An 11,621-nucleotide genomic window follows, 5' to 3' on the forward strand; every position below is an offset into this window, starting at 1 on the left:
ATTAACAACCAAAATATTAAACAATATAAGTTTTGTATAATAATTATGTATAGATAATTAATTTTAATAACGTTCAATAATAATTAATCTATTCCTTAATAAAATTTAATTATAGTAAAATAATTTTTTATTATTTTACTAATCGTTATTATAAATGCAGAATTTCACGTATATATATTTTATTCGTCTACTTGGAATTCATAATGAAAAAAATATTACTCAGTATGATCTGTTTTTTATCCGTACTACCTGTAATCGCTTCTGAGCATGTTGATAGTAAACTTGTAGATAAAAAAGAAATTTTTTTTGGTTCCCCATCAGAGAAAGGCACTAAACATATCTCAATTATCAGCCAAGATGCTTATGGTCAAAATTTTGAAGCGACTTTGCACTCAGCCATATTTGCAAAAGTAGTACTGGATGATGGCATTACATACAGCCGTATTCTATTACCTGATGGTGGGGGGAACAAAATACCAGGTAACCCTAATATTGAAAGTTATTCGCAAATGCTATCGATCCCCAATGATGCAGACATTGAGTTAATCATTGATGAGATACTTTGGTCTGACACATTTATCAACACAACGATAGACCCTGTTCAACAGCCTTTTCCTGATGTTGCCCTTATGAATGGTGAGCGTCCCGATGAGCGATTACCATTTATTAAAAATGAAGACGCATATATACAGATGGCAGGTAGCATAGCTGCCCCAGTTACACTTTTATCTCCAGTTTATATCCGCGGTAAAAAATTTATTACAGCAAGATATCACCCTATCGACTTCAACCCACTAAACAAAACAGTACGCTTTGCAACAAAAGTTCGTTTCCATTTACAGTATCTTTATCCTGAAATAAAAGGTAATGAGCAAAGACGCCAAGACCCCCTCTTAAATGAATTCCCACATAAAGGTAAAGGCAAATCCGGTACAAATAGTAATTTTGAAATAGATACATCATTATCAGCTTCCCAACAGGCCGATTATTTGATTATTACCCCACCAGAGTTTATTCATGCGGTAACACCATTAGCAGAATGGAAACGCCAGATGGGTTATCAGGTTTATGTAGCCTCTACAGATATATCGGGTAATAGCCAAGAAGAAATTAAGGCGTTCATTAAAGATGCTTATGGTAATGGGACCATGACAAGTTATGTATTATTAGTCGGTGATCATGAAGATTTACCGGCCTGGGAACAGATTGGTCACTCTTTTCATGGTAAAGACCATAAATGGTATACCGATTTTGAATATAGCTTACTTGACGGTAATGATAACTACCCCGATATCGTCATCGGCCGCTTACCTGGTGATACAGCCGATCAGATAACTGCGATGGTCAATAAAACCTTAACATACCAAAAAAAACCAGCAATCAGTGAGCGTTATAATCATGTCTTATTAGCAGGTCAATTCCAGGACAGCAACAGCGATTTAAAAGCCGATCGCATGTTTATGGAGGATTTGCACCGTCTAGCCGATTTTCTTGGGCCTGATTATGATTTTTTTGACCAGACAGTAGATCCATTTAATAAAGGTTTTCAGATTCATACAGCGTTAAAGTGGGATTCCGCAACCAATAAAAACTTAACTTATGGCGGTTGGGGTTATGGCGCAGGCAGAATTCCCCCTCCCGCAATTGTTCCACAAGTGTGGAAAAACCAGGGCATAGGTGACAGAGATGACATTACAGCCATCATTAATTCCGGAGTCGGATTTGTAATGCATCGCGACCATGGTTATGCCGGAGGTCAAGGTTGGGCAGATCCTCAATTTATCAGTTCAGATGTCAGCACGTTAACGAGTAATACGCTTACCCCAGTCGTTTTCAGCCTAAACTGTGCGACAGGCTGGTTTGATGGTAAAGATACATTTGCCGAATCTTGGATGCGAAGTGCTAGCGGTGGTTCTGTAGGGTTTACCGGTGCAGCACGTGTCAGTTATTCTGGATATAATGATTTATTTCATATCGGTATCATGGATACCTTTTGGGACGATTACGATACCAATTGGTCGAGTAAATTATATCCCACATCATGGAAACCAGCCATTGCGTTAAATCGGGCAAAAGATCGTGTTTTTACGCACTACACGGCCAATAGCAAAATAGCTGTATTAACAGCTCGTCTATTTAACTGGTACGGCGATCCTGAATTAGAATTACGGACAGCAAAACCTCAGCAATTATATGCCGACCACGATAAATCACTTACTCAAGGTGAAATAACAACCTTCAATATTACAGTGCGAACTCAAGCTAACCTTATCGAAGGTGCGCGCGTGGCTTTGGTATTTTCAGATGGCAAGTCTTTGGTAGGTAAAACCAATGCATCTGGTCACATAGTATTTAGTAACATTAAAGCTGAAAAATCCTTTAAAATTACCATCACAGAGCATAACGGCATACCTTATCAAGCAACTGTTAATATAATACCAGCTGTCACGCCTGTCACACCTGTCACGCCTGTCACACCTGTCACGCCTGTCACACCTGTCACACCTGTCACACCAGCCAAACCGACCGCTGCAAAATCTGCTGCGTCTATAGACTTTATATTAATTATACTCATGATTGCCCTAAATCTAATGCGTAATCAAAAATACTCTAAATCAAAAAGATGAACATAAAAATGAATAAAATAATTCTCACCATAGCGTTATTAATAACAACGGGTACAGCCAATGCTAACAAGGCTCTTGATAACTCTTCCCATTTTGTCGACTTAAAATTAGGTTCGACATCGGTAGCAGAGAACTCCGCGATCGATGTCAATGAGCATAATTATAGTTTAGCCGTAGAAAGAACGCACATACTGGCAACATTATCTGATAACCACAGTATTTACTTTGGTGTCAAAAGCGGCTTAGAGCTCCATAAAAATAGTTTCTATCGTTTTAGCAATTCATCCGTAATACTAAATTTAACAACCTACTCAGCACATGTGGCCCCTGTACTCTACTTCAGTCCGGCTGAAAGTATAAAATTATTTACCACTCTTGGAATAAGCTACAACATACTACGTACTGAATCTGAGGAAGGGATATTTCCGATGGAAGTAAAAGGCTCCGGTTTTGGTTATATTGCCAGTTTAGGAGGGAAGTATTCAATCTCTGATAATTTCGATATAGGTATACAATATCAAGTCAATACAGCCAAGCTAAAGTATGATGAGCTCATTAAAGATATAAATTATCAAGAAAGAAAAAGAATAAGTGATGATTATACATTTTCATCACTTTATATCTCTTTCGGTTACAAATTCTAGCTTTAATTAACCCAAGCCTATCGCATAACGTAACGCCTGACGCTTTAAGGGTCCGGCGCGATGTGCAACAGCAAGTCCAACGTTACGCAGTATCTTCGCAGGTGCAGAGTTATTACTAAATACCGAATAGAACAGATCCATACTGGTTTGCATTAACATGTTATCTGGCTTTCTGCTGCGTTGGTACTGTTTTAATAATGCTTCACTGTCCCAGGCTTCACCTTCTATCACTGCACTTCTAATTAACTCACATAACACATTCACATCTTTAAAACCGATATTAACGCCCTGTCCTGCCAATGGATTAATGGTATGTGCCGCATCACCCAGTAACACCACTCGACCTTTATAATATTGCTGTGCATGACGTCGTGTCAGAGGGAATGAGCCATGATTGGTGATCTCAAATCCCCCAATCAGATCAGGAAAATGTTGTTGTACTTCCACTTTAAGTTCAGCATGAGACAGTTTACTTAAATAGTTGATGTGCGCGGTTTGATGATACCAGACCAACGATGCTTTATGCCCGGGTAACGGTAATAACGCCATTGGTCCCGTTGCCGAAAACTCCTGCCAAGTAACGTCTTGCTGCGGTTGTTCAGTATTAATATTAATTAACATGCAGTTTTGGCGATAATCCCAACTGCTAATACCTATATTACTTTGCTGACGAATAATTGAGTTAGCACCATCGGCGGCAAGTACCAATTTAGCACGTAGTTTAGCGCCAGAGGTTAACGTAATTTCAGCATATTCACTGCGTTGCTCAAAAGTGGCAACTTTTTCAGGACACATCAACTGTACGTTACTGTGACGTTTCATTGCTTCGAGTAAGCCTAACTGAATCACTCGGTTTTCAATAATGTAGCCTAGCTTGTCGTAACCAATATCATTAGCATGGAATTTGATCTCGCAGCCACCTTGATCCCACGTTTCTAAACGGCGATAAGGGCAAAGACGCATTTCTCTGATATTAGACCAAGCACCTGTCGCAACAAGTAGTTGCTGAGAGGCCAGACTGATCGCCGACACACGTAGATCCATCGGTTGATCAAATGAAAAAGCGGGTGGCGCTTGCGCTTCAATTACCGCAATTTTAAGTCCCGAAGGTGCGAGTAGATTAGCGGTACTTGCACCAACCATTCCGCCACCAACAATAATTACATCAAATTCCTGCATCGTGCTTCCTGAACCGTTTAAGGGTAAATTCTTATCTGAATCAGAATTCTAGCAAGCTTTACGTCGAAATGATTGCTTTGTACTACGAAAATTACAGTAAATTTATACATAGAAGCAGCGATAACGTCTAGTCAACAGACTATTAAGGCAGTAGAATACGCGATCTTCTGTGTGTTCTCACACAACCCGAATATAGCAATAAATAATAAAGAGCAACGTGGATAATGAGTAAAAAACTGCACATTAAAACCTGGGGCTGCCAGATGAACGAATACGATTCATCAAAAATGGCAGATTTGTTAAATGCCGAAAATGGTTTTGAACTGACTGATAACCCAGAGGAAGCGGATGTTCTTCTATTAAATACCTGTTCTATCAGAGAGAAAGCGCAAGAAAAAGTATTTCACCAACTGGGTCGCTGGAAAAAGCTAAAGAAACGCAATCCGAAATTAGTGATTGGTGTTGGTGGCTGCGTAGCATCACAAGAAGGTGCTGAGATTCAAAAACGTGCACCCATTGTAAACTTGGTATTTGGTCCGCAGACTTTACACCGCTTACCTGAAATGATTACAGATGCACAAGCCGGTAAAAAAGGCCTTGTTGATGTCAGCTTCCCTGAAATCGAAAAGTTTGATCGTTTACCAGAGCCTCGTGCCGAAGGTGTATCAGCATTCGTATCGATCATGGAAGGCTGTTCAAAATACTGTACATTCTGCGTTGTGCCATATACACGTGGTGAAGAAGTAAGCCGTCCTCTTGATGATATTTTATATGAAATTGCACAGCTGGCAGAGCAAGGTGTACGTGAAGTAAACCTACTTGGTCAAAATGCCAATGCTTACCGTGGTGACATGCACGAAGGTGACATGTGTTCATTCGCTGACTTATTACGTTATGTCGCTGCGATTGATGGTATCGACCGTATCCGTTATACCACCAGTCACCCTATTGAGTTCACCAGCGATATTGTTGAAGTATATAAAGATACGCCGGAAGTGGTGTCACACTTACATTTACCAGTGCAGTCAGGTTCAGATCGTATTTTAACCTTGATGAAACGTGCGCACACAGCATTAGAATATAAATCATTGATCCGAAAACTGCGTAAAGCTCGTCCAGGTTTAGTGATGAGTTCAGACTTCATTATCGGTTTTCCAGGTGAAAGCCAACAAGATTTCGCAGATACAATGAAACTAATTGAAGACATTGAATACGATATTAGCTTCAGCTTCATCTACAGTGCGCGTCCTGGAACACCTGCTGCAGATTTACCAGATGACGTCTCGCTAGAAGAGAAAAAACAACGTTTAAGTATTTTACAAACACGTATTAGCCAAATGTCACAAAAAATTGGCCGTAATATGGTAAATACAACGCAGCGTATTCTAGTTGAAGGTCCATCGAAGAAAAATATCATGGAACTGACTGGCCGTACCGAAAACAACCGTGTTGTTAACTTCGAAGGTTCACCAGATCTAATCGGTACGTTTGTAGATGTAGATATTGTTGATGTATTCCCGAACTCTATTCGCGGTGTGTTCATCCGTGGCGAAAATGAGATGGGTCTACGTACAGCTGTTAAACCAAGCGAAATCTTGGCACGTGCGACCAATCAGCCCAATGAGCTAGGTGTTGCTAAGTTCAACCCATAAGAGATAGACTAAGAGCCATTAATGACCCTTAATGGCTCTGCCTAATGAGATGATTTTGAATAAAAATACGACAACGCTCGATATATTTTTAGAACCTGCTGACGGTGCGCGACTCGCTCATTTATGTGGCCCATTTGATGATAATATTAAACAACTTGAACGTCGTTTAGAAGTCGAAATCACTTATCAAAATAATCAATTCCACATTACCGGTAATCCGGTTAATGCCCACAGCTGTATGGATATTCTCCGTGATCTTCATATTGATACTCAGCCAGTAAAAGGCCAAGTGAGCGATATTGAGCCAGAGAAAATTCATCTTGCGATACAAGCATGTCGATTACTCGAACCAGAGCCTAAGCAAGCAGTAGCTAATTTTAGTACTGTGATTAAAACCAAACGTGGCATGATTAAGCCGCGTGGTGACAACCAAGCCAATTACATTGCCAATATTTTAACCCATGATATAACCTTTGGCATTGGTCCTGCTGGTACTGGAAAAACCTATTTAGCCGTTGCGGCAGCTGTTGATGCCTTAGAGCGACAAGAAGTCCGTCGTATTTTATTAACACGCCCTGCTGTTGAAGCTGGTGAAAAGTTAGGTTTTCTACCCGGCGACTTAAGCCAAAAAGTTGATCCTTATTTACGCCCACTCTATGATGCGTTGTTTGAGATGCTTGGCTTTGAAAAAGTGGAACGTTTAATTGAGCGCAATGTCATAGAGATTGCACCACTTGCATATATGCGTGGCCGTACATTAAATGATGCGTTTATTATTTTAGATGAAAGTCAGAACACCACTATTGAACAAATGAAAATGTTTTTAACCCGTATTGGTTTTAATTCCAAAGCGGTGATTACTGGTGATATTACGCAAGTTGACTTACCGAAACACATCACATCAGGCTTACGCCATGCAATGGATGTACTTGAGCCAGTAAAAGAAATCAGTTTTAATATTTTCATGTCCAATGATGTCGTTCGTCATCCTGTTGTTGCAAAAATTGTCGATGCTTATGAAAACTTTGAAGATAGCATTGCCCGTAAGGATAAAGACCAATGAATACCACGTTAGATTTACAAATTGCGACTGAAGATGAACAGCAATTACCAACCGAAGCACAATTAACAACTTGGCTCAATGCAGTCGTTAAACGTTTTCAAGATAGTGCTGAAGTAACTATTCGTATTGTTGATAACGAAGAAAGCCAACAATTGAATAATGATTACCGTGGCAAAAATAAGCCAACCAACGTACTTTCGTTTCCATTCGAAGTACCTGAAGGCATTGAATTAGACCTGCTTGGAGATTTAATTATCTGCAAACAAGTTGTTGAACACGAAGCACAAGAGCAACAAAAACCCCTGACCGCACATTGGGCGCATATGGTTATTCATGGTACTTTACATTTACTCGGCTATGATCATATTATCGATGAAGAAGCCGAAGAGATGGAAGGTCTTGAAACCGAAATCATGCTAGAGCTAGAATTTGAAGACCCCTATATTACTGAAAAGTAATATTAATACCATTAACGTTACATAACTTAGGTACAACAAACTATGAACGGCGACAAACCTCACTCGACAAACGGTTCATCAAAAAAAGGTTTTTTTGATAAATTTTCTCAATTATTCCAAGGTGAGCCGAAAAACAGAGAAGAGCTTGTAGAAGTTATTCAAGATGCAGAAAATCGCGAACTGATCGATCAAGACACAAAAGATATGATTGAAGGTGTGCTCGAAGTCTCAGGACTTAAAGTACGCGATATCATGATCCCACGGTCACAGATAATTACTATCGATAAGAGCCAGAGAGTAGAAGAATTTTTACCTATCATGATTGACTCTGCGCACTCGCGCTTCCCAGTCGTCAATGAAGATAAAGATCATATCGAAGGGATCTTATTAGCCAAAGATCTGCTCAAATTTGTGTTCACTGGCGCGCCAGATAGCCTTGAGCTATCTTCTATTATGCGCCCAGCAGTTGTTGTACCAGAAAGTAAACGTGTTGATAAACTCCTTAAAGAGTTTCGTTCTGAACGCTATCATATGGCCGTTGTGGTTGATGAATTTGGCGGTGTCTCAGGTCTTGTTACCATTGAAGATATTCTTGAAGAAATCGTTGGTGAAATTGAAGACGAATTCGATGAAGATGAATCCGCACAAGAAGATATTCGTCGTATTAATAAAAGCGTATTTTCAGTGCAAGCATTAACACCAGTTGATGACTTTAATGACTACTTCGCATCAAACTTTAGCGATGATGAAGTTGATACCATTGGTGGTATGATTGCCCATGCATTCGGTCATTTACCAGAGCAGGGTGAGATCATTACAGTTGACGACTTCCAATTTAAAGTCATTTCTGCTGACCGCCGTCGTATCATCCAATTACAAGTGAAGGTACCAGAAGCACAACAGAATCGCTTAGCTGAATCAGCTTAACCATCTCAGTGGCAGGTTACTCCACTTGTCGCTGTAAATTGCTACAAAGGAATAACCTATCAAATCACTGATTCATAAAATAGGGGCGCCACTTACTGGCGCACTTAGCGTCTTTGCTTTTGCACCGTTTGATTACACCATTAGCTTATACGTTTCATTATTCTCCCTACTCTTTTTCATTGACAATAAATCAGCAAAACACGCGGCCGGATATGGTTTTCTGTGGGGGCTTGGATTCTTTGTCGCAGGTCTCCATTGGATTTCAGTTAGTATCTTAGATTTCGGCGGTTTGCCTGCACCCGTTGCATGGTTACTGGTTCTGCTATTGTGTGCTTACCTTGCAATTTACCCTGCGCTTTGTGCCTATCTCGTTAACCGATTTAGCACCCATTCAGCCTTAGTACGCTACTTTATTGCCTTCCCAGCAATCTGGTTAATCACAGATTGGTTACGCGGTTGGGTGATGACAGGTTTCCCTTGGCTAGAACTTGGTTATAGTCAGATGAATAACCCGCTGGTTAACTACGCGCCAATACTCGGTGTCGAGGGTATTACTGTCGCAGTTTGTTTCATCACCGCCAGTTTGTATTATGTTTATCGTGAACGTAAATTCATCATGCCAGCCGCCGTTGTATCGCTTATCATATTGTCTTCAATTGCCTTGAAAGGTCAACAATGGACAACCCCTCAAGCCATAAAGTCAATTGCATTGGTACAAGGTAATACAGATCAAGACAAAAAGTGGCTACCAGAAAAACGCGCTGATATTCTCAATGAATATTTAAAACTAAGTTTAGATAATACAGATGCGGATATTATTATTTGGCCAGAATCTGCCATCCCAGCATTAGAATTTCAAGTGAAAAGTTATTTGGACTATTTATCAAAATTAATGCGCGAAACGAATACTACCCTTATCACGGGAATTATTAATTACCAACGTGTTGATAATATTGATGAGTATTACAATGCAGTGATCGTACTCGGTCAACAAGAACAACATAATAACGGTCATTCCCCTGTTAATGACCGTTATTACAAAAATAAATTATTGCCCATTGGTGAATTCGTACCGTTTGAAGATCTACTAAGGCCGATTGCGCCCTTATTTAATTTACCTATGTCATCATTTCAACGTGGTGGTGAGGAACAATTAAATTTATTAGCAAGTAATGTACATATTGCCACCGCGATTTGCTATGAAATTGCCTTTAATCAAACCTTAGTGAATGCAGTAACACCTGATACCGGCTTTATTTTAACGGTAAGTAACGATGCTTGGTTTGGTTCTTCGATAGGTCCAGATCAGCATTTAGAGATAGCGAGAATGCGAGCATTTGAATTCCAGCGCCCAGTTATCCGCAGTACTAATACGGGGATTACTGCTATTTACGATGCACAGGGTCAAGAAGTGGGTCGTATAGCTCAATTCAAAAAAGCCGTATTACGTGCACAGGTCACGCCTTATCAAGGGGCAACCCCTTTTAACCATTATGGCAATACGCCATTATTGATCTTGGCCTTTATTTTATTAGCAGGTGTAATCAGTCATCATTTATTGACGAAGAAAAGCAAAACGAAAAGTCAGCTCAACGTCTCTTTATAAATAATTACAAAATCACTAAGTAATAAAAATGGCACTCTAGAGTGCCATCTTTGTCATTCAATATATCCGTATGGATCTTTGCTTACGATAACGCAATATTTATATAAACAACGCCACTTTAGTTTTCGCAATATAAAAAATAGTCACAAAAAACACCATAGTCACCGCAATGCAGAATTGACGTACTTTTAAGTTAATCTTAGGCTTAAACGCTAACATCGCAAATCCAACATAAGCAAATAACAGCACAAATTTTTCAGTTACCCATGCATCAACGAATGGGTATTGATTGATCGTCACGCATAACGCGAAACCAGATAAAATAAGTATCAAATTAAGTACCTTATGGATTTTAAAGAAAGCCTCATTGTTAATATATTCAGAACCTTTGATCGCCCAAAATGTACGTAATGCAAAACTTAACAAACTGATCAACAATAAAGCTAAATGAGCTTTCAACAGCAATGGATACATAATAGTTCCGTTAAAAGAATAGAAATAAGGGTTGTTATCATAACCAGCAATCTAAAATCTGCTTTGACACAGATCATCAATTAACAACAGCGCAACAATTTAGACCGTATACTCTTGTCTTACAAATCGGTAAACTAGCACAACTATATATACCCAAGCTACTTCAAGATACGCAATCAGTATTTTGAAGTAACTTGGGTATATAGCTAAACAAACACGACTATCTAGCCAAGAGAGATAAGCAATGCAAGTTAAAGTCATTCCAGTTACGCCTTTTGAACAAAATTGCAGTCTATTAATCTGCCCTGAAACCAATAAAGCCGCGATTGTTGATCCCGGAGGTGACATTGAAAAGATTATTAGCCAAGTGAAGCGACACGGCGTAGAAGTAGAGAAGATCTTTTTAACACATGCTCATATTGATCACGTTGGCGGCACTGAAGCACTTGCTGCAGCATTAAATGTATCTATTGAAGGTCCACATATTGCCGATAAGTTTTGGTTAGACAAACTACCAATGCAAGGTCAGATGTTCGGTTTTCCACAAGTCCCACCATTCGAACCTCAACGTTGGTTAGAGCACGGTGATATTATTGCATTTGGTAATCAAGAATTGACTGCTCTGCATACCCCAGGCCATACACCCGGGCATGTGGTATTTAATCACGTAGCAACAAAACAAGTAATTGTTGGTGATGTATTATTCAATGGCTCTGTCGGTCGTACTGATTTCCCACAAGGTTGCTTTAATACCTTGATGACCGCGATCAAAGGCCAGTTATGGACATTACCAGAAGAAACGGTATTCTTCCCAGGCCACGGACCGACATCGACAATCGGTCACGAAAAAAGAACTAATCCGCACGTAAGATAACAAATTAAATAACGCGATTATTGACGTACAAAGATAGAATTGATACCCAAGGATATGGAAACATAGCTTGGGTTTATTTTTATAAGTCACAACCCATGCCCACCGGCCTGAAAGCCG

Annotated in this window: 10 protein-coding genes; 8 read left to right on the forward strand and 2 right to left on the reverse strand. The window is 39.7% G+C overall.

What is annotated here, in order from left to right; all coding sequences use genetic code 11:
* Positions 1-203: 203 nt before the first annotated feature.
* A complete protein-coding gene (locus tag BT797_RS11210) occupies positions 204-2,627 on the forward strand; it encodes a C25 family cysteine peptidase (RefSeq protein WP_075472112.1) in 2,424 nt (807 codons plus the stop codon).
* Positions 2,628-2,635: 8 nt separating this feature from the next.
* Positions 2,636-3,271, forward strand: a complete 636-nt coding sequence (locus BT797_RS11215) for an outer membrane beta-barrel protein (protein WP_045111872.1) — start codon at positions 2,636-2,638, stop codon at positions 3,269-3,271.
* 6 nt (positions 3,272-3,277) lie between these two features.
* Here the strand turns inward: BT797_RS11215 and BT797_RS11220 are convergent, their stop codons facing one another.
* Positions 3,278-4,450 carry an FAD-dependent oxidoreductase gene (locus BT797_RS11220; RefSeq protein ID WP_045111873.1) on the reverse strand — a complete coding sequence of 391 codons (1,173 nt, stop codon included), beginning with the start codon at positions 4,448-4,450 and terminating at the stop codon, positions 3,278-3,280.
* 224 nt (positions 4,451-4,674) lie between these two features.
* Between BT797_RS11220 and miaB the strand changes: the two genes are divergently transcribed.
* The 5 genes from miaB to lnt all read left to right on the forward strand — a co-directional run bounded on the left by miaB (position 4,675) and on the right by lnt (position 10,156).
* Positions 4,675-6,102, forward strand: a complete 1,428-nt coding sequence (gene miaB / locus BT797_RS11225) for a tRNA (N6-isopentenyl adenosine(37)-C2)-methylthiotransferase MiaB (protein ID WP_045111874.1) — start codon at positions 4,675-4,677, stop codon at positions 6,100-6,102.
* Between the two features lie 31 nt (positions 6,103-6,133).
* Entirely contained in the window at positions 6,134-7,165 is a 1,032-nt protein-coding gene (locus BT797_RS11230) for a PhoH family protein (RefSeq protein WP_075472114.1), read from the forward strand.
* The gene (gene ybeY / locus BT797_RS11235) at positions 7,162-7,623 is read left to right on the forward strand and encodes an rRNA maturation RNase YbeY (RefSeq protein WP_045111876.1); all 462 of its coding nucleotides are present in this window, start codon (positions 7,162-7,164) and stop codon (positions 7,621-7,623) included. The genes BT797_RS11230 and ybeY overlap by 4 nt, the downstream gene beginning before the upstream one ends.
* 42 nt (positions 7,624-7,665) lie before the next feature.
* Positions 7,666-8,550 carry a CNNM family magnesium/cobalt transport protein CorC gene (gene corC / locus BT797_RS11240; RefSeq protein WP_045111877.1) on the forward strand — a complete coding sequence of 295 codons (885 nt, stop codon included), beginning with the start codon at positions 7,666-7,668 and terminating at the stop codon, positions 8,548-8,550.
* A 79-nt stretch (positions 8,551-8,629) separates the two neighbouring features.
* Positions 8,630-10,156: an apolipoprotein N-acyltransferase gene (gene lnt / locus BT797_RS11245; RefSeq protein ID WP_075472116.1), complete on the forward strand. Its 1,527-nt coding sequence runs from the start codon at positions 8,630-8,632 to the stop codon at positions 10,154-10,156.
* Between the two features lie 99 nt (positions 10,157-10,255).
* Here lnt and BT797_RS11250 read toward each other — a convergent pair whose 3' ends face one another.
* Positions 10,256-10,630 (reverse strand): SirB2 family protein, encoded by a 375-nt coding sequence (locus tag BT797_RS11250; protein WP_075472118.1) that lies wholly within the window; start codon positions 10,628-10,630, stop codon positions 10,256-10,258.
* Positions 10,631-10,874: 244 nt separating this feature from the next.
* Here BT797_RS11250 and BT797_RS11255 point away from each other — a divergent pair, with 244 nt between their 5' ends.
* A complete protein-coding gene (locus BT797_RS11255; RefSeq protein WP_045111880.1) occupies positions 10,875-11,504 on the forward strand; it encodes an MBL fold metallo-hydrolase in 630 nt (209 codons plus the stop codon).
* Positions 11,505-11,621 lie beyond the last annotated feature (117 nt).

The organism is Moritella viscosa (genome assembly GCF_900120065.1).
GTDB classification, from domain to species: domain Bacteria; phylum Pseudomonadota; class Gammaproteobacteria; order Enterobacterales; family Moritellaceae; genus Moritella; species Moritella viscosa.

Excerpts from the sequence above, each read along its gene's own strand:
- BT797_RS11210 (WP_075472112.1), top strand. The coding sequence starts at position 204 with ATGAAAAAAATATTACTCAGTATGATCTGTTTTTTATCCGTACTACCT.
- BT797_RS11215 (WP_045111872.1), top strand. The coding sequence starts at position 2,636 with ATGAATAAAATAATTCTCACCATAGCGTTATTAATAACAACGGGTACA.
- BT797_RS11220 (WP_045111873.1), bottom strand. The coding sequence starts at position 4,450 with ATGCAGGAATTTGATGTAATTATTGTTGGTGGCGGAATGGTTGGTGCA.
- miaB (WP_045111874.1), top strand. The coding sequence starts at position 4,675 with ATGAGTAAAAAACTGCACATTAAAACCTGGGGCTGCCAGATGAACGAA.
- BT797_RS11230 (WP_075472114.1), top strand. The coding sequence starts at position 6,134 with ATGGCTCTGCCTAATGAGATGATTTTGAATAAAAATACGACAACGCTC.
- ybeY (WP_045111876.1), top strand. The coding sequence starts at position 7,162 with ATGAATACCACGTTAGATTTACAAATTGCGACTGAAGATGAACAGCAA.
- corC (WP_045111877.1), top strand. The coding sequence starts at position 7,666 with ATGAACGGCGACAAACCTCACTCGACAAACGGTTCATCAAAAAAAGGT.
- BT797_RS11250 (WP_075472118.1), bottom strand. The coding sequence starts at position 10,630 with ATGTATCCATTGCTGTTGAAAGCTCATTTAGCTTTATTGTTGATCAGT.
- BT797_RS11255 (WP_045111880.1), top strand. The coding sequence starts at position 10,875 with ATGCAAGTTAAAGTCATTCCAGTTACGCCTTTTGAACAAAATTGCAGT.